The organism is Shewanella sp. LC6 (assembly GCF_006385735.2).
In the GTDB taxonomy this organism is placed as follows: Bacteria; Pseudomonadota; Gammaproteobacteria; order Enterobacterales; family Shewanellaceae; genus Shewanella; species Shewanella xiamenensis.
Genome location: NZ_CP043904.1, coordinates 1 through 24,907, shown reverse-complemented (window position 1 = coordinate 24,907; position 24,907 = coordinate 1). Strand labels below are relative to the sequence as shown.

The window sequence follows — 24,907 nt, the reverse complement described above, 5'->3', positions numbered from 1 at the left end:
AACTGGAGCGCTTATGTCACCAGAAACACAGCAACTTACATCCAAGGCTTTATCTCTCATTGAACAGTCCCGTTACAGAATGGGCACTTGTCGGTTTGTTGAGGCCTTTATCGATCAATGGGCTTATTTGCAGACTGGCCTATACCCAGCGAAGGAGGAGATCCCGGAGGAACTACAGCCGGTCGCCTTCGAGCTTTCCCATGTCCTGTCTGCGGCAATGAAGCGAGATCCCACCAGCGATGTTCTTGGCTACGTCCTGAGCATGTCTGGCTTTCACAAGAAAGGCACCAACTACTTCCCCACCCCTCCAGAGATTGGCCGCTTGCTGTCACTCATTGTTGGCTCACAGTCTTCGGCTGACTTCTACGAGCCTTGCTGTGGCTCTGGCGTCAACGCTATTCACTGGATGGAAAACCTGATCGAGAACAAAGGTCCAGAGGCCTTGGCCGAAACATCAATCTACTTGGAAGACATTGATCCATTAATGGTGAAGTGCTGTATGCTCCAGCTCTTTCATTATTTCGAGTCCCGAGATGCCACGCCAAAAACGCTGAGTATCGTCGGCATAGACACCCTAAGCAGACGAACCAGGAATATCGCTTACTACGCTGAGAAACCTCCAGCAGCAGCTACCACCGTGGCCGCATAAAAAAACCCGCCTTATGGCGGGTTTTGCATTCAATACTCTTCTCTATGGCAACTTACAGCTTTCCGTACCGGTTCAAAAACGAAGACCTATCTAAGATCCCCCAATCTGTAAGTATGTAGTAGCCGGTAGCACCCCGTTCGCCGGTTGACTCCCTGACGAATAAAATGTTCATTCCGAACTCATCACGCAAAGCAGCCAACTGCCGCTTGATTGTTGATTCCGGAATATTTGTCGCCTTGTGAAGGTCCTGGAGACTTGGCTTCTCCGTTTTAGACAGGGCATTCACTAAAGCAAATTTTCTCTTCATGTCCTGCGAGATCTTCATATTCACCTGTTCTTGACAGGCCCACCCTTTTGGGCTGGGCCTCCTTTATTAGCCTTCGACACTAAGGAGTTCAATATCTGACACAGGCACATGAACATGCTTTTCCTTTCCTTCACTATCGAGCGTTTTGACCCAGACGGTAGATGGAACCAGAGCCACACGGTCTGTCATGATGACTCCGCGTTTAGTTTCACCATCCAGGTTAACGTTGACAGCAATAACCAAACTGTCGGCTCGGACATTCTTCCACTCTTTGTCCTTCGGCAGAGGAGGAAGAGCATCACCACCTTCATCTTTGTTCTTTCCGCTGTTAATAGGCTGCTGGACCGGCTCTTTGTCCTCTTCATCGCGCAAGGGGTCAAAATCATCGTCATTCAGACCATTACTGTCTGAACCGTCTTCCAACACATTCTGGTTATGGTTCCGCTCGGTATTACCCAGTTGTTCCTCCGTACCATTCCCATTTAAGTTTAGGGTTTGGTCATCGGTATTTCCATCACTAGGTTTATCATTGTGTCCGGAGCCAGTCAGAGGGCCTTTTTCCATTTCTTCTTTGATGCGCTTAGCATCGTTCAGAAGCTCACGACTTTGTTTCCGGGTGATCCCGTCAGACATAGCCACAGCACAGACAGCACGGCAACGTTCTTCGTTCAAATCGAACAACAGACGAAGATTATTCAATGTTTCTGTATCAGAACATACTTCATTATCATACAACTCGCGCACACAGTCTGGTAGTTTAAGCAATGATAAATGCGTAGAAACGTAAGATATGTTTTTCCCGATGCGTTCAACAATATCTATTTGTTTCCAACCGTCTTCGATGAGTTGATTCAACGCTTCGGCAATCTCGACCGGCGTCAAGTCATCACGTTGGATATTTTCGATTAACTCACCAACAGTTTCGTCCAAATTGGACTGGACCTTATCGTTGACAATCAGGTCGATGGTCTCAATACCTGCAAGTTTACATGCTCTCCAACGGCGTTCCCCTTTCTGGATGACGAATTTGCCTTCTTCGTTTTTTGGAGACACGATAATAGGAGACTGCTGCCCCTCGGTCAGCATAGTCGCTGCCAACTCTTCAATGTTACGGAAGCGCTTACGAACCTGGACTTTAGATACAACGTCGTCAACCGGTACAGTAAGAACCTCTTTGCCTTTCTTGCCTTTGGCGGCTTTAGCAAGATCTGACAGACTTTTCAAATTATTTAATGCCATCGCTTAGCCTACCTTCTCTACAATTTCTTCTAAAACAGCCTCAACCTCTTTGGCAGCGACATGTCCCCAACGTATTTCCCATACAGGAATACCATCTGTCGTGGCAGTATCAAGCGGAGTTCTGTGCATGATCTTGTTCTCAAACATAAGTTCTGGAATAGCTTTTTCCAGCGATTTAAGAGCTTTATCGTGGCTTACAGAACGGTCCATATCGTTAACTACAATGCCAAGAATCTCCAATTTTTGGTTATAAGCCTCACGCACACCAATAATTGTGTTTAGAAGGCCTTCCACACCGTCAACCGCAAAGCCTGAGAGCTTTACCGGACATACCACATGAGTTGACATAACCAATGCCGCTACCAGCTTTCTGCCGAGGCTAGGCGGACAATCAATTAACACGTAGTCGTAGTTCTCAAACAGCTCTGCCAAATGGCGAGCAGGGTTCATAGCTTGGTCAAGAGGCACTGCCTCCATTTCAAACAAATCAGGGTCGTTCTTTGGTGTGTGAATAAGATCTGCACCGCAAGGACAATGTATGACGTCAATGCTATCTAGCTCATAAGCAAATAGCTCTGCGGTTTTGGTTCCGGTTAGAATTGGCTCGTAATCTCCCCCCCCAATTCTTGCCTTGGAGCCAGTCGAGAAGACGTATTCCCCTGACCATCCATATCAATGACCAGCACTTTCTTTTTCTTCTGTAACGCCAGATAAAAGGCTTGTTGGATACAGAGGGTACTCTTCCCCACCCCGCCTTTCTGGTTGGCGAAGCTGATTACTTTTGCCATACCCACCTCAATTTTGGTTACTGTCAGGTGATTTATATCACCCCCAAACTTTCACATGTGAAAGATTGTACATACCATAAAATGATACTGCAATATCTAATTATGGTTCTGTTAAAACAAACTTGAAACAAAAAACGGCCATAAAGGCCGCTTTTTTAGAAGGTTTGTACTGTCAGCGCAATTGCAGCAGGGCAGCACCAAGCTCATTCGCCAATAACTACTTGGCAGTGCTGAGCCTCGATCCGGCGTGAGCAATTACACATGACAGCGCTTCTGTCCAAATAAAAAATAACGCATGTAGTCATGACAATTTAATCCGATGACGTGAATGTAACAGGAACGGAGGTATACAATTTCTTGTATCTATTCAACTCTTCAGCCGTTGTCTGCGATACACGGGATGAATTGTAAGGGTCGGTTTCTAACTCACCCATTTCCTTAAAAAAATAGGAGATGCCAGTTTGCGAACAGGTATGCTCATTGAACACCAGCCTGTCCACGGGCACGATACGAGTGTCACCACCAGGGGTTTTGAAGGTTAATGTTTCTCTTGCTGAGTCATTCATGATCTGCGGTTTCCTGTTACTTATTTATCAAAAATGCTTTTGTGGCCAGCTTAGCCCTGAAACAAGGGCAAGGCGTTTCTTTGTAGTGATCACATGCTTCGTCATCGCAGGCCAGTGCGTACTGCGCTCTATCAATCCGGCTATGGATCTGAACAAGCTCCGCAACCAGGTGCAGCAACTCAGGCCCACGAACGATGAGCGCTATGATTAATAAATCCAGAAAACTCAGAATCATTTTGCGGATTCCTTACTTGTTCGTTTCAATAAGGCCTTTGGCTCGTAGCGCCGCCAGTGCTTGCTCAATTTTCCAAAGTGGTTGATCCAGTAAAGCTGCCAATTGCTGTGCTGACATACAATTTCCCTTTGCGCCCGTATTCCTGGGCCAATTATTTAGATTGTAAAAACTCTGATATTGACCCCAAGCCAGCCCTGTCAGAAATGACACTAGCTACTACCAAAAAAACAATTGGAATATACCAACCGCTCATAGTCAAACCTCCCGCTATCCAAAGTGTGAGCAGCGCTGATACAGAAGCAATCAATGCAATAAGAAGGACTTTTGTTACGTTCATACAAACCTCTTTTTGTTATTAAATAATATCAACTAAGCTATTTGGACAATTTATAGCCCGTGAGAGCAGATAGCAAAATTTTCATTTCTTGTGTTAAATGCCTGGCAGCAACCACATCATCACCTTCATCACAAGGATGAACTTCTACACGGTCCAGCTCTTCACGAAGCACAGCTTTGGCCGCCAACTCTAAGGGACTAGCATCTAGCCCTATAGATTCTAATAAATCACGCTTCATGAATATTTCACTGCTCCCATTCCTACCATTCCTATTGCTGGGTTCATCCAAAATCCATCAAAGCCGGTGAACATTTCCGCCTGGGTGCGAATGTACTCAAGGATGATGTCACAAGCTATCCAGCGCCGATTATTCCTTTCTGCGGCCAACCCGCTCTTATTCGACCCACTGAACGGGTCAACAACCAGGTCCCCCTCTTCTGTCAGGAAGCGGATAGCCATCTCAGGAATATCTGTTGGGAACATGGCCGGGTGCGGCGGCAATCCCAGTTCTTTAGCGATCCTGCGAAGCTCCAGCGTATCCGAACAACGGTGGCCGCGCTGGATAACGTTCTTCGGTATCCGTCCTTCGGTAACATTAGAGAATGCGTTCCCTCTCAGTCGATAGGCCCCGTCACCATAACTAACCACCCTGCTATCACCGCCTTGGGCCATCAGCTTCTGATGCTTCTCTGTATGAGGGATTAAGACCCTCCTGTTGTCTGAACGCACTCTGTCAGGGTGGTTGGTAAACCAATAAACAGGCTCCCACCCGGAACACAACTGGTAACGGTTCACACAAGCCCATTGGGTAGGACTTGGTGGTTTGGACAGGTTGATCCACGGCCATCTATCCATGAGAGACAGCCCGAGCCGATCATGGAGCGCCAGTACCATTCTCTCAACGTAGAGAGATCTGGAGGGGCTCTTGGCCTCGAAGATGTCATTGCTGACATTCAGAACAACACTTCCACCAGGCACAAGGTTTTTGACTATCGGTTCGAGCGCCTCAGTAATGAAATCCACCCATTTGGCTTCAACAACGTTTCCATAGCCACGCTGTATCCGGAGCGGGAACGGCGGCGATGTAACACACAGATGAACCGGCTCATCGAGGTCAGAGAAAAAGCTCTTGTTGTTTGACCACACTGCCAGTCCAAGATTTGTTGAATAGGCTACAAGTCGAACGCCGCCAAGAGCCTCATGCAGGCCCTTCTTGGTTTTACTTGATAGCTCCCAGACACCCCGCTCGCCGTCTACCTTTTGGAGAAGGTTCATCGACTTGAGGGTTTGCTGATACCAGCGGATCTGCCTTTTCAGCTTGCTTCGCTTGACCTTTGCCTTACCAATTTCACTTTGTTCATTCAGAGCGCTTTTAGGAATCCCTGCTAGCTCAGCCACTGAATCGTAGAGTTCGTCATTGGATAAAGGTTTTTCCGCCTTGGCATACGCTTCTTGGACATGGAAGAGCTCCAACTGGTTACTCATTATGTCCCTCCATATTCTGGAAGATGCCATTGAACAGAGAGGTTGCTTCGGCACTATTTACGTTATGCTCGGTGTAAACTAAGGCGATAACAAAAAATGGCGCCATCAGGATGAAGCCCAAACGTGCAACGACCCCATATATATCTGCACAGATGAGTACGGCTGCGATGATGGAGCAAACTAGCTTATGCTGACGCATTAGTCTGGTTAATTCAGACGATCTTTGGTCACTGTTCATCATCAGTCTCCGAAAGTTGAACACTGACACTCACTGCCGCTGGAGGGGAAAACTGTACTATCAGTCCAGACTCAAGCCTGATAGAGGAAACTACCAGCTCACCTGAGTCAGATGAGGCTGCTATTACCGCAACAATAGTTCCTCCTTCCAGCAACTGGATGGCATCCTCAACAGTACAGCGCCCCATTACTGATTACCCGCCAGATCCAGCTCTTGCTGGTCCTCATTGCGAAATCCAGCCTTAATGTCTGGGCGCTCGTAGTAGTTCTCGCAGAAAGCACCACGAGTGTTAAACCCCTCCTCTTCAAGAAGAAGCTGAGGAGCAATAGTGAATCCATCCCCTTTTTTAAGTTCTTCGGGGGCGGTAACACCTTTAAGAGCGCGGAGTGAGTTGATAGCAGCCATTCGTTGGGTCTCCTTGTGACGTGCCCACTTTATAGCATCACTTCTTGATACTGTAAACATTCAATTTCCAACTCTGTAGCGGTATACAGAGGATTCAAACAGCTTGACAGATACGTCTACACCACTTGCCACCAGCAGCTCACGCCATTGGCTACAAACCTGCTGTTTTAATCCAAAGAACTCTTCGTTAACACGGGCATACTCTGCTGCCGAATTGGAGGCGGCTCGTTTTAGATCTGGCATCAGTGATTCAACGCGAGACTCTACTTTGTCCAGGGACGAACTAGCAGACGACAAGCTGAACAGCGAGAAGACGCTCCCAAAGTCGAAACCATCATTTAAACCGGCAAAGTCCATGCCCAGATCTATAAACTCTGTTGCCATTGAGTTGTGCAGCGAGCCCACAATGTCACGATGCTCCCCCAGGGCATTTGCAAAGGCTTTCAAAGCTCTTTTCGCATCGTTTATTTCACTACTGGCCGAGGAGTTGGACATCGACGACATGACGGAAATCCCCTTGTTGTTAGTCACAAGGTCGAGAACTTCCATTGATTGTGCAGACGAAACACTGGAGGAGGCCTCACTGATTTCGCGTAAGGCTTTTTCCCCCATATCCACCAGTCGCTTATTGCTCTCGTGGAGTCGAGATGCTGCATCAAGCCTATCCTGAGATTGAGTGATTCGTTCCAGAATCTGGCTACCATCAATCGCTTGCTTAACAACCCGAGCAATCAGAGCCTCCTTGAGGCTTTCCCTCTCGCGATGCAAATTTCGTAAATTGTTGTTACAGCCTTTCAGCACTGATCGTATAACGGCGATGTCCCTGCGAAACTGCCAGAATGTTTTGATTTTTTGCCAGAACCCCAACGATGCGCGCTGCCGACAGAACGCATCGTATTCCCCCCCTTTTTCTTTAACCTGACTAAGGGCACTGGCAATCCTATCCAGGTATTGCTGGTCGTTAGCCAAGTAATTTTGAATCTCTTCTTCCATCCAGTTCCCCCAAAACTTTCACATGTGAAAGTTCATTCTTGCTTTGTTCTGCTAGTGCAAAGTATTTTGCCTCAGTACCACACCTTCTCCTCTTCCTGTTCGCGCCCATTTTGGGCAATTACAGGCTCAATTTTTATAGCGTTATAAAGTGACCCTATAATAAACAAATAAAAACGGCATAGCCGATTTACGTTACTCTCCTTTGCCCCTACCCCCGCATAGAGCATTACCAATGCGTGAAGAAAAATCCTTCCATTCAGGACTGTTTCGGTAGTGTTCTTGTGTAGTTGTTTGTTCCTGTCCAGTTGATACAAATTGATCGAGAGCGTCCGGGCACGATGAGCAAACCCCCACACCTTCTACTCTATTCACACGAAGCCAATGGCACGGTTGACCGTTTTCAACACAAGCGTGTTCATCGGTGCATCCGCAGCCTATACATTTAGCAGTGAGCATATATCCCTCCAAAAAAATTCCACCTTGCATTGCCAATCATAGTATCATTATGTGATACTGTAAATACAGTATCACAATGTATTTGGAAGGAAAACAATGTCAGGCGAGAATTGTATTTATTCGTTAACCAATATATTTACTTGTAAAAGTGGTTGTTTATTAGACGACGCTCAAGAAGGTTGCATTTTTAATATAGATTGCGAAACAGTTGGATATGACAGTGATACAGACGAGGAAGTTACAATATCCAAGTCGCGTTTCATTCTCATCAATTCAAGTCATGGTGGAGTCTTATATTCCTGGAATGACCTTTTAGACATGGAGGCATCAACTGAACCATACATGGAGTTGTTCGATGTTGAGAGCAATGAGCTGTCACCTGTAGCGTTCGAGGCTATAGATAGCCCATATGACCACTTCTATCCTGATGATATAACTCAATTATTTATCATTGACCGCATCGAAATACTCCCAGAATACAGGGGGAAAAACTACGCACAAACTATAATTTTTGATGTATTAAGAAAATTTGCGGCCAGTTCGCAACTAATCGCCGTAAAGCCCTTCCCTTTGCAATTTGAGGTTCCTTTCTATGAATCGACAAGAGCGTCACAGGAAGAAAAAGATTGGCATAAAAAGCTAGGCCTCGAAAAAATAACAAACGATGAAGGATTAGCGTTTCAGCGGCTTGGTGATTATTACAAAAAACTTGGTTTTGTTGATGCCGGGACCGGGAATGGAATTTTCATAATGGAAAACTTAGGCGTCTATTAACGTCATTAAAACTGAGCAGAGGCAACTCTGCTCCATTTTCAGATTTTACATGCTTGTACCACTTACCAGAGGTGTAAGTTTTGTCGAATATCCAAGCATTAACGGGTGCTTCGGGTCCCCCGAACTGGTCACGCCAAATGTCATGACCGACTTACCAGATGCAACCAGCCGCTCAAAAAGTCTATCCAGATGAATGTGGAGAGGCTTAGGCAGTTTAGTTCGGCTCCCCCAACAGGGCACCAGTACATCAGCATCTCGAATAATCCTTTCCAGGTGAATTTCATTTTCAGGCCCGACAGGATCAACCGCCGTAGCCAGCTCACGAACGTCGGTCGCCCGAAAAGCAAAAGCATTACCGACTATGAATCGCCTCCCTCCGTTGACCTTGGTAAACCCTATCCACTTTCTAACTGTGTGATCGTCCTCGGTGGCCGTGGCCGTAGAGCCGTTTACACCAAAATAACCAAACACAAGGCCTTCGGGTTGCACATCCCTTTCCAGACGGTATCGGTACATGCCGCACTTGCTGATAATTGCACTCAAAATATCACCTCTTTTTGTCTTAAAAACGCCTATTCACAGTTGCATTTTTTAATACTGTGATAGAGTTAAAGTGTAAATTGAAAAGGAGAAATAACCATGAAACATGTACTTAATATCGCGCTGATGGCTATTGTTGTTCTTGGACTGGCTATGCTTGAGGCTACCAACTGGGGTTACGCAGTGCTCGTTATACCGACAGTGATTTGGACCAAGCCTGTGCTTAATCTTCTGCACAAATTTCCGGTTCTGGCTATTGTTTTTTGGGTTCTGGTTGCTGTGTTCGCCTGGCAAGCAGCACTTATCGGTTCTCTTTTTTATGGAATGCTTGTCACTCCGGCTCAGCCTGTTAAAAAACAGCAAAAATCCAGTTCCCTTCGTCGTAAGAAAAGTTCTCCCTGCATGAATGGTTCTTTGGGGTACGATTATGAGACTGGTGAACTGTTGGGTTGCTGAATTTAAGGTCATTGTTACTACTCAAGCTCAGACACTCCGAGTTGAAGCTTAGTTTTATTCAGCGGCTGAGATATGATCTCAATGCTCGGCCACTTGCCGCAAAAGTATTCTCGATTTGAACCTACATTACGATATGGAACTAGCCATTCCTCAGTATCGCAGCACACCATAACATCGTTCACAAAAGCCACAGTTAAGTAATCCCTATTTGTTGAAATGTCAGGACAAATTTGTTTCGGATCTGTATATGCTTGTTCCAACGCAGCAAAATCACTAGCAGCAATCTTATTTGTAAGAGCTTCTTTGAATAAGTATGGGCGTTCTGTACCTGCAAAATCTGCGATACGTCTTTGAGTCATATAAAACGACACCATGTAGTACACTATGTACAAAATAATTGCGATTTTAATTAGCTTCCACACGTTCTAACTACTCCCATTATCAGTTCGTATGCGGATTACTCCGAAGAGCAGATAAGGCCTTCTCAGCTCGCTCCTGGAGGTCGATAAGTTCGGCCGCATCATCACCGCTCAATGACATGTCCCCGCCATAGAGGCGATACTCAACGCTGTCCATCGCCTGGCGAAGCAATCCCAGAAGAGCATTCACTCTTGCCGATGCTGATAGGGCGACTGCTTCACCTTTCAACTCCCGGCTATTAAATTCCGACCACTCGGCTATGCCTGTCAGTTCGCAACAGTTTGAGCAAGACATACTGGCAACATTCTGTGGATCGTCTGGACAGTGTTCATTGATGACAAAGTTCATCTCGTCACTGCCACACTTTCCGCAAATGATATGTACTTTTTTGCCCATACTGCTGCCCTTAGTGGAGAGTGTGCTCTTCCACAACAATTACTCTGTCAACCAAACTGATTGTCGCGGGACCGCAGTTACCCAGCACCTCAGCTTTCACTCCATTGTTCAACGCGACATAAAGCCGTCGCGCACCATTGGTAATGCGGATGCCTTTCTGATCGAGTTGTTCAATCATCTCTTCGTAGGTGATTTTTTCTTCCATCAGTTCTCCTCAACAAGAATCTCATTTATGAGGTTCTTTGCTATCAATCTGACTTCAATAGGGACTGCCAGGTTGTCAATTCTGTCTCTTTCGTGGGCAACAATAAGTTGCGCCTTCCAAGCTATCCCGGAAAGAGAAGCATCAGGCTCTTTACCTGAGTTTCTCATACATCTAGCGTTTCGATACGCTGTCAGCCATTCAGGTCTGGTTGAGTTATATCTCCCAAGGCCAACTTTTCGTTGGAAGCACATTCATCGCGCACCTTTACAGGTTTATTTTATGGTACTGTAAACAATTAAAACACGCCTTGCAAGACTTTCACATGTGAAAGCTTTCTTCTTTGCATCTGCTCGCTTGGATCAGACCCCTGTCGTCGATTTTCCTTGATTATAGGTTTGAATCTATATAGTATTGCACCTATATTAAGTAAGGAGAAATCATGTGGGCCATCGAGACAACCGACACCTTTGATGAATGGTTCGATGCTCTGGATGATACTGATAGAGCCAACGTCCTTGCTTCGATGATGGTACTTCGTGACAGAGGTCCTATGCTTTCGAGGCCATACGCTGACACTGTGAACGGTTCATCCTACAGCAACATGAAAGAGCTACGGGTTCAAAGCAAAGGAGATCCTCTCAGAGCGTTTTTTGCATTCGATCCAAAGCGTAAGGGGATTCTTCTCTGTGCCGGTAATAAGACTGGGGATGAGAAACGATTTTATGAAGTAATGATCCCAATTGCAGACCGTGAATTTGCGGCGCACTTGGATAAATTAAAGAAGGAGTAAGCGTTATGGCAAGAACTCTTGACCAAATGCTGGCAACAGAAAAGCCTGATGTTGTTGCCAAAGCACAGAAAGCGGCTACTGAAATGTTGCTAAACATCCACCTAGCAGAGCTTCGCTCTCGCGTGAAACTCACCCAAGGTGAAATTGCTGCTTCTCTGGGGGTTAAACAACCGACAGTCTCTGATATGGAGAAACCTGGACGAGATCTAAAACTTTCGTCCATTAAGCGCTACGTTGAGGCATCCGGCGGTAAGCTGCGACTCGATGTGGAACTGCCGGACGGCACCCACTACGGTTTTTCTGTTTAACATGCACTACGCCCCGGAGCGGGGCGTATTACTTATCCTGATCTTCTTCTAGCCGCTTGCGGTATATCTCTCCTGCACGTTCCCTACCATCTTCGGTTAGCTTAAAAGCCAGCTTTAGAGAAGGGTTCCTGTACTTACTCAACAAACCATTCTCCACCAGGGTGTGGCATGATGTTCGGAAATTCGTTCCATGAATACCGCTATGACGCGATGTGTTGATCATCTCCAGTATTTTCACGCCAGGAACAGGCTGGTCTTTTCCACCAGCCTCAATTGCGTATAGAATGAACAGAACATCCTTCTGCGTTGACGACAGTCTCACACCGCCTCCTTATTCATGTCTAATATGAATAAGGCTCCCACAAAAGGAGCCTTATGTAAACATTATTCATGTGTCACATGATTAAGAGCTAGTTAACGGAGTCTTTTAGCCCCTTACCAGCTTTAAACCCAGGTATCTTGGCCGCAGCGATTTGGATATTCTCACCAGTCTGGGGATTTCTCCCGGTTCGCGCAGCGCGTTCCTTGACTTGGAAAGTACCAAAACCAGTGAGCGCCACAGTTCCACCTGCTTTAAGCTCCTCTGTCACTGAGTTGATCAGCGCATTCACCGCGGCATCGGCCTTTGCTTTGCTAATGTCAGCGTCTTCGGCCACTTTCATAATCAGTTCGCTTTTGTTCATATAGTCCCCTTAGTGCAAATTAATTTGAACAATTCTTTTGTTTTTCAATATTTGAGGATCTACATCCCCAATGTTTTGTGATGTTATGACTACCTTCATATCATGACTTATAGCCAGCGCCAGCACATGTTCCAATTCATCGCCTTGTTGGTAGCAATGAATTTCGTCTATCAATAACGTTCCTTTTTCCGTCGGTTGAAAATAGTCGCTTCTGGAGAGCTTTTGTCCATTTTTTTCCCAATAGAGTTCGATTATCTTGTAGCCCGATTCGTAAGGCAATCCAAGAGCTCTTGTGGCAAGGACACTTTTTCCTGTTCCTGATATACCTACAAGTAACGGAATTTTACCCTGATTAAGCGCCATGCTTATCGCATTTTCTACCCCAGGGTTTCTGCTATCTATATCGGCTACAGTTTCCTGTATTAATTTTCTCATTTTAACTCCTGCATTCTTGAATAAAATCCACTAAAACTTTGCTCATCAGGTACAGCGCATCAAAAACTTAGTCTTTCCTACGCCATTCCCAAGGAGGGGTTCTCTCTGATTCTGGTAACGCCCAAAGGCCTCGTTTATCTGCTTTAGCCTCGGCCTCCAGCTTGAACAGCTCCGGTGTTTTGGCGTACTGCCGGTATACCCACGCACTACCAGAGCGGACCATTTCCGCATTAACCCACTTGCCATCGACATAGAGATTCGCAACTAGGCGGCCATAACGGTCTTTTTCGATTTGCTCCACTTTGATCATTCGACCAAACACCAGATCTGATAAGGCCTGCTTCGCCTTTGAGCCGTATGGCTGCTTTTTCTCTGGGGTATCGATCTCCGCGAGCCTTACTCGGTACTGGATCTTGCCACTCCGGCAGTCTTTCCCTGTATCGCAGCTTTGTTCCGTTAGAACTTTGACGGTATCACCATCAGACACCCCCACAACCTTTGCTGTGAAGGTCTCTGCACACACATGAGGAGCCAGCACCAGCATTGCTGATAGGAACGCTGAAATCCCCATCTTTTTCACAATCCCCATAGTCATAGTCACTCCACCAAATTAATTGTTTTTTTCAGCAGGCAATGCCTTGGCCCAGCAGTGCCTTGTCTCATTCACCTTGCTATCTACAATTCGACAAGCATCCCATTTAAGAGATGACCAGTTTGCTATGGTTGAGGCTAACCAGTACCAAGGTGCAGTAAACACCGGCTGCCCACCTTCCTTCGTTTTAAATACATGGTATCGCATGTTGTTTCTCCTGTTTGATTGAGGCTTATGCCTCGTAATAGAAATTCTTCGTGTCCGGGTAGGGTTTGAAGCAATGAGCTGTGGCTCTCCCCAGGGAAAGAACCGTTGCCTCAGCTTCCGGCTCTTCCTCGGTATCTTCACGAGACTCCCCACCAAGTTGCGTTACCCATTCGGCAGCGAGCCGTACCCCTTCATCAAACGGCACTTTGTTCTTTTGGAGCACATTAAGATAGGCAAGCAGCAAGCAGTGAGGCGTGATTACAGAGGAATTCCAATCGGTTGCTAGACGTATATCGTCCATGTCAGCATACCAGGCATCGACCTGATGCTTTAATCCAACCTCGGCCATCATGCCGTGCTTACCGGCGACCTTTCTGCCTTCCTCTACCACATCAACCGGGGCGTCCCAGTAGAAAACTCCCCCGTCAGCTTCTTGGGTCGCACATGTTGCACCTTGCGGCCAATGCCTCCGTTCCATAATGAGCTCGCAGAGTGTTTGGTTGCCTATAGGAGCCTTGTAGTCCTCATCGAGATTCACCACGATGGTTTCCGGCTCCCGTTCAACCGGTGGCAGGTATCTGGCGACCAGAGGCATCGTCAAAATCACAGCTCCATCCATGTGAAAGGATGTTGGTGCCTTCACTATTCGGTCCATTACCCAGCACCAAGCATGAAGCAACCGATCCTCTACCTTGTCGTCAGCCTCAATCTCTTGAACGAACTGGTTGAAACGAACCTGACAATCCAGAAACAGGCCTGTGTTCTGACACTTATCACTGATCGTATGAATGAGCTCAGCCTGCTCCAGAAGCATTTCTCGGGTGACTTCTTCAACATCCCCAAATGCGTCAAACAACTTTGTCATGTAGTCACGAATTTGCATTTTCTTCCCCCTCGGCGTCGAACTGCTTTGCAAGCTCAGGATCACCGGCCCAGCGAAGGGCGTCTCCCATATGCGTGAAAGCGCGCTTATTGTCATCCTGCTTATTCACCCTGACGGGCGTCTTTTGGTCACGAGGCTGTAGTAGCCAATATCCGGTCTCTTCCTTAATTAGTTCTCCGGCCACCAGCAAGCCGCTCTTCGTTGCAATGATCATCATCAGCTCCCGTGGTTAAGCCAGTAGGCGTAGACAGTGATCAAAAGGCCTCCAGCGAGAACAATGACTGCGGCGGTACGCTGGACCCACTTCGATGCACCAAACCGCGCAAGGAGCTTCCCCAGGAACTGGAATGGTGCCATCTTTCCGATAGAGCGAATTATCCAGGTAACAGCAAGCATAAGCAGAGCCGTCGCAGGGTATACACCAATCCCTAAGAGATTCATCTCTCCGACCGCGAGCTGATAAATGAATGCAAACAGCATGGCTACCGCAGTCAATACGGCAACAACCTTGATCGCATTCCGCCAGTCCCACGCTCGACGTGCGTCACTGGTAAAACTTATCATCGAGACAAGGAACGGCATGAATGGCAGGTTCATGCTGGTGGGTTTATCCATGAAGGCGTCAAGTCCCACAAACATGGACGTCATCACCACATAGAACAACAGGGCGGGGACAAGCATGTCGTGTAAAGACTTAACCTGGTTGGTGTTCGCATTTTGAGTATTCGTAGTCATCTGGCTTGCCCCTTTAACATTCCCCATAACTGAGAGTGGAGATCTGCTATTACCTTGTATGTCCCCTTTACTGCTGGATGCTCAAGGGTCTTGAGCATCCACAGAGCAATGAACAAGCTGGCAAATAGAGCCACCATCAACTGGATGTTATGACCACTCAAGTAGGCGGCGTAACCGTTTAGACAGGCACTCAATAACAGCCACACTCTAGCGGCCATCAATCCCCATCGGTGATAAGTAACGAGCAGATAGGCTGTTACGACAGAGCAGAGTGTCACAGCTCCAGAGGTTGCAAGGTAGATGACCCATGAACTGGCCTCACCAACAACGTAAGCACCACCAACGGAGAAAGACAGGCCAAATATCCAAATTGCCGCGTTCCGGAGCAAGGCATCTACAATTATGTAACTGGCAGCGAGGTTGATTATTCCGCGTTTTAGCATTCTATCCCCCCATTTTTCTGATACCTTTCAAGCTCAGCTTTGAGCCTACTAATTTCTTTCGTGGCTTCGGCCAATTGCTCACGAAACTTCTTAAACTGCTGATATGAATGCCAAGACTGTCCTTTTGATACTGACTTTGTGATGGCGGCGACTTCATCCGGTGTCAAACGGGTGAGCTGCTCTTCCGGATAGATCAGGATGGTGTTGCTGTCCCAGTCAAAGCCTGCGTGAATAGCTTTCACCCCCACAGTAGGGGTTCCACCAATCCCTCCAGGCTGGTGGATGACTAACCTCAACGGCGCAGAGGGCTTGTGAGGATGAAGGCTATCGAGAGCCTCTTTTGCTTCATGTAACTCCATAGGTTCACCTCATAGTGAAATCAGGCCCCGGAGAACCTGACTTTCACATGTGAAAGTTATTTTGCTTTCTGCTGTCTGGCAGAAACCTTCAAGGCCAGCACCTTTTGCATATCAGGCTGCTGGAAACGAATCTTGGTCCGTTCAGGCCAAGTGTCCATCTCATTGCAACGCAGGGTGTCTATGGCCGCGTCACGATAAACCTGATAGAGATCGGTTCCACCAATGGAGTTAATTGCCATCATGGCTGCAAACATCGGGTTGCTATTCATGACTCCGGTAAAACTCTCGGGGGTCATCGGGATATTGCATGATTTGTTGAGGGCCACCAGCAAGTCATTACCAACCAGAGCACATGCCTCACATAACTGTTTTGCATCATCCAGAGCCATCTTGTATTCGTTGCTTGGCTGAGGGGCGCTGGAACAAGCCGACAGGACAAGCATCCCCCCAAGCAAACATCCCAATTTAGTTGTTGTCTTGATCATCAATTCTCACTCCACTTTCACATGTGAAAGTTTTATTGGTTCGCAGAGTCGTCTTGTTGCGACTCAATCATCATTTTTCGCATCACCGCCATGATCGCTTGTGCTGGTTGAGCGCCACCGAGTAGCTGACTCTTACCAGTTTGGTTGTCTACAACAAAGGTCGCTGGAGTACCATTAACGCCGTAGCCCTTAGCTTTATTGATGTCAGCTTGAACTTTATCTTCGTACTTGCCAGAGCTGAGACACTCACGGAAAGCATTCAGATCAGCACCTACGCCAGTGACAACGGAAGCAAGGTCTTCAACGCCACGCCCGTTACCTTGGGAACGCTGGAATACATCATTAATAAAGACCCAGAAGCCTCGGTTGCCTTTCTGCTCTGCAATACATTCAGCGGCCAGAGCTTCCTTGTGAGCAGCCGGGTTATGGAAATCGAGGGGCATGTGCTTCCACTGCCAGTTCACATTCCCTTTACTGGCATCCACAATCTGTTTTGGTGTGTCATGAAATTGCTTGCAGTACGGACACTCCAAATCAGAAAACTCCACCAGCGTGAATCGGGCACCAAGGTCTCCATAGATGTGCTTGCCATCTTCAACCTTTTCGGGAGCCCCCTCAAACTGGGCATACTTTTGTTCGATGTCCGATTGCTGTTTTTGCTCGACAAACTTGTTGATGCTTGCCGCCACAGCCGCATCAAACTCGGCTTTATTCTTGAAAGTGACGCCTTCGGCATCCTTCACCTGGTTCACAGTGGATTTCACGCTGGCGATTTCTTGCGCCAGCTCTTTCTCTTTCATGAATTGGTAAATCCCTGAGCCAGTTCCTACAAGCCCTAAAAAAACGGCGGCAATAACCCCGAAGCGTAGTTTTTTGGTACTTTGTTCTGTCATATCAAATTGCTCCTATCAGTAAACTTTCACAGCGCTGAGTTCTTGCACGAACGAGTTGGCTTCCAGCTTGGCTCGTTGAGTCAGTCTCCGGATGATGTCTTCGGTTGGTGTGTAATCCACTAGGCTGGTCTGGTGAATGACGTCTCGCGCCACTGAGTTCAAACTACCCAGCCCATCAATCAAACCAATTTCTTTGGCCTGCTCACCATTCCAGAGCAACCCAGAAAACACCTTTTGGTCGTTTTTCAGTCGGTCCCCCCGACCAGCCTTCACTCGCTCGATGAACTGCTGGTGGGTTTTTGATAGAACGCCTTCCCAGAACGTCTTCATATCAGCGGTAAGAGGGGAGAAAGGATCGAGAAGCGCTTTATCCTCTCCGGAGGTGATAGCCCGTCGCTCAATGCCGAGCTTGTCCATCAAGCCGGTGAATCCGAACCCGGAGCTGATGACGCCGATAGAGCCGACCAGGCTGGCGCGGTCAGCATAGATTTCATCCGCAGCAGAGGCTATGTAGTAACCGCCAGAGGCTCCGATGTCATCAATGATGGCGTAGACCTTTTTCTCTGGATGAAGCGCTCGCTGCGCCTTCACTTCTTCATAAATTCGTCCTGCTTGAACAGGGCTACCACCAGGGCTGTTTATACGAAGCACGACGGCTTGGGAGCTCGGGTTGTCGAATGCAGCTTGGATGGATGGAATAAGAAGATCAGCATCTGCCAGTGTTCCGGCTGCAATTTCACCACGGATGTTGATATACGCTGTGTGAGGAGCTCCGGCCTTGGCGCTTTGCCACGGCATACCACCCGGATTAGACGCCAAGATGATGAAGCCAATCATGAGAAGCACGAAACCTGATGCACGAAGCACACGCAACATTGTTCGCCAGCGACGGTCTTTCACCTGCTCTTTATGCAGGGTGAACACGTACTTCTCGATGAGCTCTCTCTCCCAGGGTATTTCTTTGTTTTCTGCCATTAGTCGTTCCTTTTGCATGTTTCAATAATCTGTCCCCAGAACTCTTCATCAGTGCTATAAGCCCGATCTTTGACTTTCTGGTAAACAAGGTTGCTGTTGAGCTGATGCTCACGACAGAACTGAGCAATATTGCTGTAGGTTCTATCCAGGTAGGTGAAGGGTTTTCCTTTACCTTTTTTCTTGGAGAGGATGAGTTTCCACTCATCATTGGTGAGTTTTTCTGCGGTCTTTCCGGTATCCGCAATGCGCCTACGCACCGTTACCGGATCAAGTCCATGTGCTCTGGCTATACTGGCAATGCAATTGAATTTCCGACCATCAATCATGACAGTAGGCAAATCACCAGAAGCAGCTTCCTTGAACCGGAACCCTCTGTAACCAGGTTTGAATATCCCAGGGGCAAGTTGTTCACGGAACTCTATTGCTTGTTCTGACCGAACAAACTTGCTGTCGATTTTGCTCAGCATGTATTTGGCCCGAGCTATTACTTGGTAGAGAGTCTTTTCCAGAAGCATGGCATCAGCAGCTCGACTCGGAAGACCAATATCGCCTTCTTGCTCGATACCCAGCATTTCTGCATGGCTGGAGCCTTCGGCATGTCGAAAACACCCGTCATACTCAAAAAGAAAGGAGGCCAAACCTCCTCTCAGCTTTGCTTTGAACCGGGTATTGGCCGCATTCTCCGGCGCTGGAGCCAGAGAGGACATTTCAATCCCTAATTTGGAGGCCAACGCTCGCAGGTCTTCCTCTCCAATCCTGCAACCGGGCTGCATGATCTTAGCCAGAGCAGATTCATCATCACCCCCGCGTTCTTTAAGCTCAGCCAAGAGATAGGGAGCTCGTACTAGCCCCATAAGCTCAAACTCCCTGAATAGCGTGGATCACAAGCTCACAGAGCTTCCCGTAAACAGGTGCAATACAGAGTGAAGCCATCACCATACCAAAGGCTTTCGACGGGGCTTCTTTAGCGAATTTAGTCAGCCACGGCATCATGCCGCATAAAGCTGCTACCATAGCGCCAGCCATCCCCAGGGAAGGGAAAGCAAGCGCTTGGGCCAGAATGAAGATACACTGGGCGTATGCCGCATGGGTCATCGCTTTTTTATCTTCTACTGTGTATTCCAGAGCATCTACGTTTTTGATTTTTTCCATCACATTTTCCTCATGCAACATCAGGTTTTCCGAAAAATTTCTCATACACGTCAAGGTCAAAGGCCAACATAGTCTTTGCAGCTTTTTCACTGAGCTGGTGGAGACGGAGCATCTGAACTTTGTTAGTACCAGTCACTTGCAGGTCAACTGCGAACCAGGTTCCACCTTCGGCTACTGCCAGAACTTGTACCTCCCAAGGTTTATCAAGTCTTTCTGCCGGGGTAAGCATGTTCGACACTTTTGCAACCGTCGCGGTTGAACCTACCCAGTGCTTGTCGAACGCAATGACGTTCAACGTTTCAAAAGCATTCTTCGCAGCCTTGAAACGACTCTGGACAGCATCTTGTTGCTTCCAAGCCAAAAACTGGAGAAGGGTTATTCCACCAGCCATAAGGGTGATAAAGCTCAACCCATTAGCGGCTGCTACAACTGTTGCCATCAGGGACCCCAACATGACTAAGCGGTTATGTTTAAGTTGAGCCACGATTCACCTCCTATGCCAACCAGCGTACAGGACTTTTTAAAAATGCAACCCCGCCTAACTGCCCAATTCGGGCAATCGATTTTTCACAAAAAAAACTTTCACATGTGAAACTTTCCGCCACAGGAACAGGAGGGTTTTACCTGACCAGAACGGATCGATTGGTAGCGGTGCCACAGCTTGACCACTTCTTTTTCGCTAAGAAGGGTTGTTTTGATGTAACGGACTTTATCTCCGTCTGCTGTTTCCACAACGGTTCGGACATAGCCGTACTTGGCAACGGGTACTTTGTACTTGTGTGACAGAATTACCTGATAAACAGAGAGCTGGATAATGTCTGACTCATAGATGTGGTTTATCTGACGTAACTTTGTGTCCAGGGGGATGAGAACTCCTCTCTTTGTTTGGTACACCTGATCAACTCTGCCGTGCATTGGCACCGGCAGAGTGATTGATACATCCTGCTCGGACAGAAACAAAGTGGCTGAGCGTAGCTCCGGCGGCATGTTCTCTGATTTCCACCACGCCCAGGTGTCTCCAATACCGCGCTTGCGCCACTGGTCCACTTTCGCAATGACGAAAGGGGCGATGATGAGGACGAATATCCAGATAACTGCCTTCATGACTACCTCAGGCCCCTAAACCACTCAGGATGATTAGATACATCCATGCCCTTAACCTGCGATGAGAATGCCAACACCTCTTGGCTTGTCAGGACTGTCTCAGGAGCCCGAGCAATGAAAGGCCTCAACAATCCAGAACCGGCGTAAATGTTGATTACCATGTGCAATCGCTCTGCTACCCCTGACACTCTTCGCCAGCTCCAGTAGGTTTCCGTTGATTTGGCATAGCCGACCAAGGCCGGAGCCAGCGTATCTGACTCCTTAGCATTCAATTTTCCTTTTGCAGCCTTTGATACGAACTCTGCGATCACCGAAGCCAGCATGTCGGAGGTAAGGTGAAGGGGTAGTTTTATGGTGTCGAAGTCAGCCTGCTTGATTGTGAACAGACGGATGTGATCGTTACGATAATCACGTACATAGATGACATGACTCTCAAATGGATTGGAGTGGTTAAAGGCATCCATACCCCAGCCAGCAGCCTCAAGGTGTGCATTTGACACTGACTTGTCATAATCAAATTCCATGCTATTACTCTCCGTCTTGTCGTTCAGGAACTTTCACATGTGAAAGTTTTCCGTCTGTCATGATGTCTAGGACCGCTTTGCCCAGTCTCATCCCTTTATGGTTTTGAACCGGGTCTCCCTTGTAGAAGAATCCTGGTTCGTTATCAGAATGGAATACCCCGTGAGGAATGTTGTCATGATCACCAAGCCACATGCGAAGCCTCAGATCCACCAGCCACCCATCATCCAGGACAACCCAGAAATGCGGTGTCACGATGTCCTTTGTCTGTTCGTTTCGCACAAATCCATACATGCAGTCATGCGGGACACCAGCTTCGTTAAGTAGGTAACTTACTGCCCACGTCATGCCGTCACATTCCATTTGGCAGTCGTCAAGCGTCATAAGGACAGCTTCCAGCTCTCGGTGCCACTCTGTCATCTGTTTAGCCGCTGGCTTCACCACCAGCTCGTTTTTGTTCTCAGCCAGAATGATGTCATCTTCATCAATGCTGCATTCGTCTATAGCTTCTGATCGGATGGATACAGCCTCATCCCAGTCATCGCTTGAACCAAAAATGCTCCAGCCCTCAAGCCCGTAATTAACCCATATGATGAACCGCTTTATCGCTTTCATGTGCGGCTCCCTTTATCCGTGCAACGTTCCCACATACTTATCTCCAAACTGTAAAACCACCAAAAAACCACTTTCTAATGACCTTTAACCAATTGCGACAGGTGCCACCTGAACACTAACCACTGAAAAACCACCTTTAGATAGCTTTTTGGTGTTTCTCAAGTTCTCTTGAGTGATTGGTCGATCTGAAAACTTTACTATTCACAGTATCATTTTATAATACTGTGAATAGTAAAAACAACCCCGTAATAAAAAAAGAGCTGCTTATGTTAAGGCGAGAAAATCAGCGAGACCTGTTCGATTACCAGGCGGTCTTACCATCCTTGAAATCGGTTCTTACAGGAATATCTTCAAGTCAGGTTTGTGATGAGAGAACAGTGTACTTCTCTGCTCCGGATTTGAACTTGGGTTTGTACGACCACATCATTGTTTGTCTGTCAGGTGGTAAAGACTCAATTGCTGTGTATCTGCGATTGGTTGATATGAGTGTTAACAAGTCAAAGGTGGAATTCTGGCACCATGACGTTGACGGGCAGGAAGGTAGTTCTTTCATGAATTTGGCCTTTATGCGTGATTACCGCCGTCAGCTTGGGGATGCACTGGGTATCCCAATGTATTTCTCATGGCTTGAGGGCGGTTTTGAGGGGGAAATGCTCAAGGAGAATACCTACAGTCACCCCCATCGCGTAGAAACGCCTGAGGGCCTTCTGGTGCTGCATAGAGACTAAGCCCTCGTTTCCCCTGTAATCGCCGTCATTGCAAATACGTTGGTGCTTTGATGTGGGCAGCAGGGCGATTAACAACCAGGAGCGCTTTAAGGAGAAGAAGATCCTTTTTATCACTGGCGAGCTACGTGAGGAAAGCTCGCGTTTTTAAGTATCCAGTACGGTCTGTTGAGTGAATCTGTTCTGAGAGATCATTCTTTGTTTTCTGTGGCGGTAGTGTTGTTCTGTGGTCTAGGTTCGTTCGTTGCATATCAATGGATCGTTGGAATGATCTCGGGAAGATCTATACGCATCATCTTATTGATCAAAACTGTGTTGTATGAGTCGGGTTACTTTGTGCTGTCTATGCTTGCATTGTTGGTGATACTAATTACGTTTGGCCTATTGCACGAGACTTTTTTCTAAAGAAACAAAGGTGGTTACTTTTTACTCATCGATCATAAGGATAAATATAAAGATCTTTGATCTTTGTATAAAGGATTAAAAGCGGTTAAAGATAGGTTAGCTGCTCTACATACGCCACCAACGCCTTGATATTATTAAAAATCTCTTATTTATACCGTGCAGAGAACCCACATATTTACGTGCAGCGTTCCCACAGGTTGTCGTGCAGTGTTCCCATATGCCTCTGGATCTTATCCACTGTTATCCACACGGACCCCCAATTTTTTCCACAAAATCTATAAAAAACAGACCTTTCGTGCAGCGTACCCATATATTTGTGTTGGCATTCGTGCAACGTACCCATATGTTTGCCCTTAAACGTGCAGTTGCCCCACATACTTTCTTCTAACGTGCAACGTACCCACATATCAAATTTGGTCGTTTTTTGCACCGTGCAACGTACCCATATGCGGCCGTGCAGCGTACCCATATACCAACCCCGTGCTTATACACAGGAAATGTGGATAACTTTTAGCCTTTCTCAGCGTGAACATGGTCACACTTTGGAGCGTCAGGGTCATTTTGACCATTTTTGGTGTTTGTCCTGTCCTGTCAATCTTTGTTCTGCTTTGTCAATCGTGCAGCGCTCCCATATATAAACGTGATGCGAAACGACTTCCGTGCAACGCTCCCATATATCAAACTCCATAACGTGCAGCTCCCCCACACATCAGCCCTTTAAATATCAATGTCTTACAATTTTAGATTTGGCCTTGCGAGACTCCCTATTGCAGAGTTTCTACCGAGCTTGCACGATTTGAGGTTGCACCGTCATTTAACGTGCAACAAACCCATATATAAAGCGAAAGCTCCCTCTGCATATGGTCTCCAGTTCGTTGCATACGTGCAGGTTTCCCACATGACGATCTAATTCCGTTTCAGGATTTTGACTGGAAGCCTTGGAGATCGAGTTTCCTCTAGGCATGAAAAAGGCGCTGACGCGCCTTTCGTGAGGAGATGCTGGTAGCTATCTTCCCTTGCGCTGGCGCTCATCAATGATGTCGTGGTCAATCATGCCTTGCTTAATGGCTCTTAGTTCTGTTTGCTGCTTACGCTTGTTGGATGCCATTACCTGTTTCACGAAGTTCTCGTGAGGCCTAATGACGTAACGCACGTCGATGACTTTGCGGCCATCCTTAATCTGGTTTGCGTCGTAATCACTTATGACCTCTTGTTTGATGAGAGCTTCCAGCGCGAGCTTCATAGCCCTGACGTTTTCTGGCATACGTGGGCTGAGCTCACGAGGGCTCTGTGTCAGAAAGCTGATAAGTGATGGCGTGTATGGCGAATCAGGGGATGCTTGAGTCCAGTAGTGACTCATTCTTTTGTAGATGTACCGGGCTAGAGGGGAGCGGATTTGCATTCCTATCTTGTAGTTGTACTGACGAAACGACAGATTCATGATCGATTCGTTTACCAGAGGGTTAAACTGCACATAGCACCTAGCGTTACCACCTTTCTTACGGAACTCACCTCTGGTGGTCAAGCCCACCATCGGGAAGAAGCTGGAGCTGATGAAGGCTTCGCCGTCATTACTAATACATTCGAGTGTTGCGCCGCGACAAACTTGAATGGCTTCCTTGATCTCGTTCAGGTTATAACCGTGACCCATTTTTGACAGCTCTTTTTGGAGTTCGTACAGAGTGAACATAACTCCGGCTTTGCCTTCGATCATGTGCCCTTTGCCGTTCACCGCGAGCTTGCGTAACGCATCCTCAAGGATTTCCTCTCGCTGCCCTGCATAGATCAGAACGGTTCTACCGTCATCTTTCTCGATGATGGCTGGTTTCACTTTTACTGTGAATTGCTGACCCCTGATTGAGCATTGTCGCGTCACTACAGCGTTAGAAAGGTCTTCGTGTTCTCTCTTTTGGTCCCAGATGTACTTGGGCAGCGCATCGTAAATTTCGATGGTGTTGGAGTAGTCGTCCTTTTTGGCCGGAGACTCAATGATCTCAAACAGGCTCATTTGTGGTGAGTCTTTGATTACGTCTAGTTTCTCCACGTCTTTGTCTTTGGTTCTCTTGCTCATGATTGTTCCGTCGATACTATCTAGCTGGTGGTCCAT

General features: G+C 47.2%; 38 protein-coding genes and 3 pseudogenes. 7 read left to right on the top strand and 34 right to left on the bottom strand.

What is annotated here, in order from left to right; all coding sequences use genetic code 11:
* The first annotated feature begins 13 nt into the window (after positions 1-13).
* Positions 14-649, top strand: a complete 636-nt coding sequence (locus FJD32_RS24475) for an N-6 DNA methylase (protein ID WP_140907216.1) — start codon at positions 14-16, stop codon at positions 647-649.
* A 52-nt stretch (positions 650-701) separates the two neighbouring features.
* On the opposite strand, the gene FJD32_RS24470 is transcribed toward FJD32_RS24475, so the two are convergent.
* The 10 genes and pseudogenes from FJD32_RS24470 to FJD32_RS24425 all read right to left on the bottom strand — a co-directional run bounded on the left by FJD32_RS24470 (position 702) and on the right by FJD32_RS24425 (position 7,242).
* Complete coding sequence (locus tag FJD32_RS24470; RefSeq protein ID WP_041982374.1) at positions 702-974, bottom strand: helix-turn-helix domain-containing protein; 273 nt, start codon at positions 972-974, stop codon at positions 702-704.
* A 48-nt stretch (positions 975-1,022) separates the two neighbouring features.
* Positions 1,023-2,195 carry a KorB domain-containing protein gene (locus FJD32_RS24465; protein WP_140907090.1) on the bottom strand — a complete coding sequence of 391 codons (1,173 nt, stop codon included), beginning with the start codon at positions 2,193-2,195 and terminating at the stop codon, positions 1,023-1,025.
* Positions 2,196-2,198: 3 nt separating this feature from the next.
* Positions 2,199-2,983: pseudogene (locus FJD32_RS24460) on the bottom strand (ParA family protein).
* Positions 2,984-3,294: 311 nt separating this feature from the next.
* A complete protein-coding gene (locus FJD32_RS24455) occupies positions 3,295-3,549 on the bottom strand; it encodes a hypothetical protein (protein WP_140907092.1) in 255 nt (84 codons plus the stop codon).
* Positions 3,550-3,565: 16 nt separating this feature from the next.
* The gene (locus FJD32_RS24450; RefSeq protein WP_140907093.1) at positions 3,566-3,784 is read right to left on the bottom strand and encodes a hypothetical protein; all 219 of its coding nucleotides are present in this window, start codon (positions 3,782-3,784) and stop codon (positions 3,566-3,568) included.
* Positions 3,785-3,935: 151 nt separating this feature from the next.
* Positions 3,936-4,121, bottom strand: coding sequence for a hypothetical protein (locus tag FJD32_RS24445; RefSeq protein ID WP_181159830.1), 186 nt, complete (start codon positions 4,119-4,121; stop codon positions 3,936-3,938).
* A gap of 37 nt (positions 4,122-4,158) precedes the next feature.
* A complete protein-coding gene (locus FJD32_RS24440; protein WP_071681505.1) occupies positions 4,159-4,359 on the bottom strand; it encodes a hypothetical protein in 201 nt (66 codons plus the stop codon).
* Positions 4,356-5,606 (bottom strand): site-specific DNA-methyltransferase, encoded by a 1,251-nt coding sequence (locus tag FJD32_RS24435; protein WP_140907096.1) that lies wholly within the window; start codon positions 5,604-5,606, stop codon positions 4,356-4,358. The genes FJD32_RS24440 and FJD32_RS24435 overlap by 4 nt, the downstream gene beginning before the upstream one ends.
* 424 nt (positions 5,607-6,030) lie before the next feature.
* Positions 6,031-6,249 (bottom strand): hypothetical protein, encoded by a 219-nt coding sequence (locus tag FJD32_RS24430; protein WP_240200049.1) that lies wholly within the window; start codon positions 6,247-6,249, stop codon positions 6,031-6,033.
* A 60-nt stretch (positions 6,250-6,309) separates the two neighbouring features.
* Positions 6,310-7,242: a hypothetical protein gene (locus FJD32_RS24425; protein ID WP_140907099.1), complete on the bottom strand. Its 933-nt coding sequence runs from the start codon at positions 7,240-7,242 to the stop codon at positions 6,310-6,312.
* Between the two features lie 552 nt (positions 7,243-7,794).
* Here FJD32_RS24425 and FJD32_RS24420 point away from each other — a divergent pair.
* Positions 7,795-8,472, top strand: a complete 678-nt coding sequence (locus FJD32_RS24420) for a hypothetical protein (protein WP_140907101.1) — start codon at positions 7,795-7,797, stop codon at positions 8,470-8,472.
* Positions 8,473-8,517: 45 nt separating this feature from the next.
* Here the strand turns inward: FJD32_RS24420 and FJD32_RS24415 are convergent, their stop codons facing one another.
* Positions 8,518-9,015, bottom strand: a complete 498-nt coding sequence (locus FJD32_RS24415) for a DUF1643 domain-containing protein (RefSeq protein ID WP_181159831.1) — start codon at positions 9,013-9,015, stop codon at positions 8,518-8,520.
* Between the two features lie 96 nt (positions 9,016-9,111).
* On the opposite strand from FJD32_RS24415, the gene FJD32_RS24410 reads away from it, so the two are divergent.
* Entirely contained in the window at positions 9,112-9,468 is a 357-nt protein-coding gene (locus FJD32_RS24410) for a hypothetical protein (protein ID WP_140907102.1), read from the top strand.
* 17 nt (positions 9,469-9,485) lie between these two features.
* Here the strand turns inward: FJD32_RS24410 and FJD32_RS24405 are convergent, their stop codons facing one another.
* The 3 genes from FJD32_RS24405 to FJD32_RS24395 all read right to left on the bottom strand — a co-directional run bounded on the left by FJD32_RS24405 (position 9,486) and on the right by FJD32_RS24395 (position 10,489).
* A complete protein-coding gene (locus FJD32_RS24405) occupies positions 9,486-9,827 on the bottom strand; it encodes a hypothetical protein (RefSeq protein ID WP_140907103.1) in 342 nt (113 codons plus the stop codon).
* 82 nt (positions 9,828-9,909) lie between these two features.
* Positions 9,910-10,284 (bottom strand): hypothetical protein, encoded by a 375-nt coding sequence (locus FJD32_RS24400; RefSeq protein ID WP_140907104.1) that lies wholly within the window; start codon positions 10,282-10,284, stop codon positions 9,910-9,912.
* A gap of 10 nt (positions 10,285-10,294) precedes the next feature.
* On the bottom strand, positions 10,295-10,489 hold the full coding sequence (locus FJD32_RS24395) for a hypothetical protein (protein WP_140907105.1): 195 nt from the start codon (positions 10,487-10,489) through the stop codon (positions 10,295-10,297).
* Positions 10,490-10,928: 439 nt separating this feature from the next.
* Here FJD32_RS24395 and FJD32_RS24390 point away from each other — a divergent pair, with 439 nt between their 5' ends.
* Entirely contained in the window at positions 10,929-11,279 is a 351-nt protein-coding gene (locus FJD32_RS24390; protein ID WP_013141682.1) for a type II toxin-antitoxin system RelE/ParE family toxin, read from the top strand.
* A gap of 5 nt (positions 11,280-11,284) precedes the next feature.
* A complete protein-coding gene (locus FJD32_RS24385) occupies positions 11,285-11,587 on the top strand; it encodes an XRE family transcriptional regulator (protein WP_140907106.1) in 303 nt (100 codons plus the stop codon).
* A 28-nt stretch (positions 11,588-11,615) separates the two neighbouring features.
* Here FJD32_RS24385 and FJD32_RS24380 read toward each other — a convergent pair whose 3' ends face one another.
* From FJD32_RS24380 to FJD32_RS24290, 19 genes are all read right to left on the bottom strand, one after another.
* A complete protein-coding gene (locus tag FJD32_RS24380) occupies positions 11,616-11,909 on the bottom strand; it encodes a chromosome segregation protein ParM (protein WP_140907107.1) in 294 nt (97 codons plus the stop codon).
* A gap of 88 nt (positions 11,910-11,997) precedes the next feature.
* Positions 11,998-12,270, bottom strand: a complete 273-nt coding sequence (locus tag FJD32_RS24375) for an HU family DNA-binding protein (protein WP_140907108.1) — start codon at positions 12,268-12,270, stop codon at positions 11,998-12,000.
* A gap of 9 nt (positions 12,271-12,279) precedes the next feature.
* Positions 12,280-12,705, bottom strand: a complete 426-nt coding sequence (locus FJD32_RS24370) for an ATP-binding protein (protein WP_140907109.1) — start codon at positions 12,703-12,705, stop codon at positions 12,280-12,282.
* Positions 12,706-12,772: 67 nt separating this feature from the next.
* Complete coding sequence (locus tag FJD32_RS24365) at positions 12,773-13,300, bottom strand: thermonuclease family protein (RefSeq protein WP_140907110.1); 528 nt, start codon at positions 13,298-13,300, stop codon at positions 12,773-12,775.
* A 15-nt stretch (positions 13,301-13,315) separates the two neighbouring features.
* Entirely contained in the window at positions 13,316-13,504 is a 189-nt protein-coding gene (locus FJD32_RS25210) for a hypothetical protein (protein WP_140907111.1), read from the bottom strand.
* A 25-nt stretch (positions 13,505-13,529) separates the two neighbouring features.
* Complete coding sequence (locus tag FJD32_RS24355; protein WP_140907112.1) at positions 13,530-14,387, bottom strand: hypothetical protein; 858 nt, start codon at positions 14,385-14,387, stop codon at positions 13,530-13,532.
* A complete protein-coding gene (locus tag FJD32_RS24350; RefSeq protein WP_140907113.1) occupies positions 14,374-14,604 on the bottom strand; it encodes a hypothetical protein in 231 nt (76 codons plus the stop codon). Before FJD32_RS24350 ends, FJD32_RS24355 begins: the two co-directional genes overlap by 14 nt.
* Positions 14,604-15,122 (bottom strand): nitrite reductase, encoded by a 519-nt coding sequence (locus FJD32_RS24345; RefSeq protein WP_140907114.1) that lies wholly within the window; start codon positions 15,120-15,122, stop codon positions 14,604-14,606. The genes FJD32_RS24350 and FJD32_RS24345 overlap by 1 nt, the downstream gene beginning before the upstream one ends.
* The gene (locus FJD32_RS24340) at positions 15,119-15,565 is read right to left on the bottom strand and encodes a Fe3+-siderophore ABC transporter permease (RefSeq protein WP_140907115.1); all 447 of its coding nucleotides are present in this window, start codon (positions 15,563-15,565) and stop codon (positions 15,119-15,121) included. Before FJD32_RS24340 ends, FJD32_RS24345 begins: the two co-directional genes overlap by 4 nt.
* Positions 15,559-15,924 carry a hypothetical protein gene (locus FJD32_RS24335; RefSeq protein WP_140907116.1) on the bottom strand — a complete coding sequence of 122 codons (366 nt, stop codon included), beginning with the start codon at positions 15,922-15,924 and terminating at the stop codon, positions 15,559-15,561. Before FJD32_RS24335 ends, FJD32_RS24340 begins: the two co-directional genes overlap by 7 nt.
* 56 nt (positions 15,925-15,980) lie before the next feature.
* Positions 15,981-16,409, bottom strand: coding sequence for a hypothetical protein (locus tag FJD32_RS24330; protein ID WP_140907117.1), 429 nt, complete (start codon positions 16,407-16,409; stop codon positions 15,981-15,983).
* Between the two features lie 32 nt (positions 16,410-16,441).
* Complete coding sequence (locus tag FJD32_RS24325) at positions 16,442-17,302, bottom strand: DsbA family protein (RefSeq protein ID WP_140907118.1); 861 nt, start codon at positions 17,300-17,302, stop codon at positions 16,442-16,444.
* 15 nt (positions 17,303-17,317) lie between these two features.
* Positions 17,318-18,277, bottom strand: a complete 960-nt coding sequence (locus FJD32_RS24320) for a S49 family peptidase (protein WP_181159832.1) — start codon at positions 18,275-18,277, stop codon at positions 17,318-17,320.
* Positions 18,277-19,131, bottom strand: coding sequence for a hypothetical protein (locus tag FJD32_RS24315; protein WP_140907120.1), 855 nt, complete (start codon positions 19,129-19,131; stop codon positions 18,277-18,279). Before FJD32_RS24315 ends, FJD32_RS24320 begins: the two co-directional genes overlap by 1 nt.
* Before the next feature lie 4 nt (positions 19,132-19,135).
* Complete coding sequence (locus FJD32_RS24310; protein WP_181159833.1) at positions 19,136-19,429, bottom strand: hypothetical protein; 294 nt, start codon at positions 19,427-19,429, stop codon at positions 19,136-19,138.
* A gap of 10 nt (positions 19,430-19,439) precedes the next feature.
* Complete coding sequence (locus tag FJD32_RS24305; protein WP_181159834.1) at positions 19,440-19,913, bottom strand: hypothetical protein; 474 nt, start codon at positions 19,911-19,913, stop codon at positions 19,440-19,442.
* 98 nt (positions 19,914-20,011) lie between these two features.
* On the bottom strand, positions 20,012-20,533 hold the full coding sequence (locus FJD32_RS24300; protein WP_140907122.1) for a hypothetical protein: 522 nt from the start codon (positions 20,531-20,533) through the stop codon (positions 20,012-20,014).
* A 2-nt stretch (positions 20,534-20,535) separates the two neighbouring features.
* Entirely contained in the window at positions 20,536-21,057 is a 522-nt protein-coding gene (locus tag FJD32_RS24295) for a hypothetical protein (RefSeq protein ID WP_140907123.1), read from the bottom strand.
* A gap of 4 nt (positions 21,058-21,061) precedes the next feature.
* Positions 21,062-21,670 (bottom strand): hypothetical protein, encoded by a 609-nt coding sequence (locus FJD32_RS24290; RefSeq protein ID WP_181159835.1) that lies wholly within the window; start codon positions 21,668-21,670, stop codon positions 21,062-21,064.
* A gap of 266 nt (positions 21,671-21,936) precedes the next feature.
* On the opposite strand from FJD32_RS24290, the pseudogene FJD32_RS24285 reads away from it, so the two are divergent.
* Positions 21,937-22,534, top strand: a pseudogene (locus tag FJD32_RS24285) (phosphohydrolase); the annotation flags it as partial.
* A pseudogene (locus FJD32_RS25205) lies at positions 22,528-22,800 on the top strand (hypothetical protein); the annotation flags it as partial. The pseudogenes FJD32_RS24285 and FJD32_RS25205, both read left to right, overlap by 7 nt.
* 1,006 nt (positions 22,801-23,806) lie before the next feature.
* On the opposite strand, the gene FJD32_RS24280 reads toward FJD32_RS25205, so the two are convergent.
* Positions 23,807-24,907, bottom strand: a complete 1,101-nt coding sequence (locus FJD32_RS24280; RefSeq protein WP_022635569.1) for a RepB family plasmid replication initiator protein — start codon at positions 24,905-24,907, stop codon at positions 23,807-23,809.

Excerpts from the sequence above, each read along its gene's own strand:
- FJD32_RS24475 (WP_140907216.1), top strand. The coding sequence starts at position 14 with ATGTCACCAGAAACACAGCAACTTACATCCAAGGCTTTATCTCTCATT.
- FJD32_RS24470 (WP_041982374.1), bottom strand. The coding sequence starts at position 974 with ATGAAGATCTCGCAGGACATGAAGAGAAAATTTGCTTTAGTGAATGCC.
- FJD32_RS24465 (WP_140907090.1), bottom strand. The coding sequence starts at position 2,195 with ATGGCATTAAATAATTTGAAAAGTCTGTCAGATCTTGCTAAAGCCGCC.
- FJD32_RS24455 (WP_140907092.1), bottom strand. The coding sequence starts at position 3,549 with ATGAATGACTCAGCAAGAGAAACATTAACCTTCAAAACCCCTGGTGGT.
- FJD32_RS24450 (WP_140907093.1), bottom strand. The coding sequence starts at position 3,784 with ATGATTCTGAGTTTTCTGGATTTATTAATCATAGCGCTCATCGTTCGT.
- FJD32_RS24445 (WP_181159830.1), bottom strand. The coding sequence starts at position 4,121 with ATGAACGTAACAAAAGTCCTTCTTATTGCATTGATTGCTTCTGTATCA.
- FJD32_RS24440 (WP_071681505.1), bottom strand. The coding sequence starts at position 4,359 with ATGAAGCGTGATTTATTAGAATCTATAGGGCTAGATGCTAGTCCCTTA.
- FJD32_RS24435 (WP_140907096.1), bottom strand. The coding sequence starts at position 5,606 with ATGAGTAACCAGTTGGAGCTCTTCCATGTCCAAGAAGCGTATGCCAAG.
- FJD32_RS24430 (WP_240200049.1), bottom strand. The coding sequence starts at position 6,249 with ATGGCTGCTATCAACTCACTCCGCGCTCTTAAAGGTGTTACCGCCCCC.
- FJD32_RS24425 (WP_140907099.1), bottom strand. The coding sequence starts at position 7,242 with ATGGAAGAAGAGATTCAAAATTACTTGGCTAACGACCAGCAATACCTG.
- FJD32_RS24420 (WP_140907101.1), top strand. The coding sequence starts at position 7,795 with ATGTCAGGCGAGAATTGTATTTATTCGTTAACCAATATATTTACTTGT.
- FJD32_RS24410 (WP_140907102.1), top strand. The coding sequence starts at position 9,112 with ATGAAACATGTACTTAATATCGCGCTGATGGCTATTGTTGTTCTTGGA.
- FJD32_RS24405 (WP_140907103.1), bottom strand. The coding sequence starts at position 9,827 with ATGACTCAAAGACGTATCGCAGATTTTGCAGGTACAGAACGCCCATAC.
- FJD32_RS24400 (WP_140907104.1), bottom strand. The coding sequence starts at position 10,284 with ATGGGCAAAAAAGTACATATCATTTGCGGAAAGTGTGGCAGTGACGAG.
- FJD32_RS24395 (WP_140907105.1), bottom strand. The coding sequence starts at position 10,489 with ATGGAAGAAAAAATCACCTACGAAGAGATGATTGAACAACTCGATCAG.
- FJD32_RS24390 (WP_013141682.1), top strand. The coding sequence starts at position 10,929 with ATGTGGGCCATCGAGACAACCGACACCTTTGATGAATGGTTCGATGCT.
- FJD32_RS24385 (WP_140907106.1), top strand. The coding sequence starts at position 11,285 with ATGGCAAGAACTCTTGACCAAATGCTGGCAACAGAAAAGCCTGATGTT.
- FJD32_RS24375 (WP_140907108.1), bottom strand. The coding sequence starts at position 12,270 with ATGAACAAAAGCGAACTGATTATGAAAGTGGCCGAAGACGCTGACATT.
- FJD32_RS24370 (WP_140907109.1), bottom strand. The coding sequence starts at position 12,705 with ATGAGAAAATTAATACAGGAAACTGTAGCCGATATAGATAGCAGAAAC.
- FJD32_RS24365 (WP_140907110.1), bottom strand. The coding sequence starts at position 13,300 with ATGACTATGGGGATTGTGAAAAAGATGGGGATTTCAGCGTTCCTATCA.
- FJD32_RS25210 (WP_140907111.1), bottom strand. The coding sequence starts at position 13,504 with ATGCGATACCATGTATTTAAAACGAAGGAAGGTGGGCAGCCGGTGTTT.
- FJD32_RS24355 (WP_140907112.1), bottom strand. The coding sequence starts at position 14,387 with ATGCAAATTCGTGACTACATGACAAAGTTGTTTGACGCATTTGGGGAT.
- FJD32_RS24350 (WP_140907113.1), bottom strand. The coding sequence starts at position 14,604 with ATGATGATCATTGCAACGAAGAGCGGCTTGCTGGTGGCCGGAGAACTA.
- FJD32_RS24345 (WP_140907114.1), bottom strand. The coding sequence starts at position 15,122 with ATGACTACGAATACTCAAAATGCGAACACCAACCAGGTTAAGTCTTTA.
- FJD32_RS24340 (WP_140907115.1), bottom strand. The coding sequence starts at position 15,565 with ATGCTAAAACGCGGAATAATCAACCTCGCTGCCAGTTACATAATTGTA.
- FJD32_RS24335 (WP_140907116.1), bottom strand. The coding sequence starts at position 15,924 with ATGGAGTTACATGAAGCAAAAGAGGCTCTCGATAGCCTTCATCCTCAC.
- FJD32_RS24330 (WP_140907117.1), bottom strand. The coding sequence starts at position 16,409 with ATGATCAAGACAACAACTAAATTGGGATGTTTGCTTGGGGGGATGCTT.
- FJD32_RS24325 (WP_140907118.1), bottom strand. The coding sequence starts at position 17,302 with ATGACAGAACAAAGTACCAAAAAACTACGCTTCGGGGTTATTGCCGCC.
- FJD32_RS24320 (WP_181159832.1), bottom strand. The coding sequence starts at position 18,277 with ATGGCAGAAAACAAAGAAATACCCTGGGAGAGAGAGCTCATCGAGAAG.
- FJD32_RS24315 (WP_140907120.1), bottom strand. The coding sequence starts at position 19,131 with ATGGGGCTAGTACGAGCTCCCTATCTCTTGGCTGAGCTTAAAGAACGC.
- FJD32_RS24310 (WP_181159833.1), bottom strand. The coding sequence starts at position 19,429 with ATGGAAAAAATCAAAAACGTAGATGCTCTGGAATACACAGTAGAAGAT.
- FJD32_RS24300 (WP_140907122.1), bottom strand. The coding sequence starts at position 20,533 with ATGAAGGCAGTTATCTGGATATTCGTCCTCATCATCGCCCCTTTCGTC.
- FJD32_RS24295 (WP_140907123.1), bottom strand. The coding sequence starts at position 21,057 with ATGGAATTTGATTATGACAAGTCAGTGTCAAATGCACACCTTGAGGCT.
- FJD32_RS24290 (WP_181159835.1), bottom strand. The coding sequence starts at position 21,670 with ATGAAAGCGATAAAGCGGTTCATCATATGGGTTAATTACGGGCTTGAG.
- FJD32_RS24280 (WP_022635569.1), bottom strand. The coding sequence starts at position 24,907 with ATGGACCACCAGCTAGATAGTATCGACGGAACAATCATGAGCAAGAGA.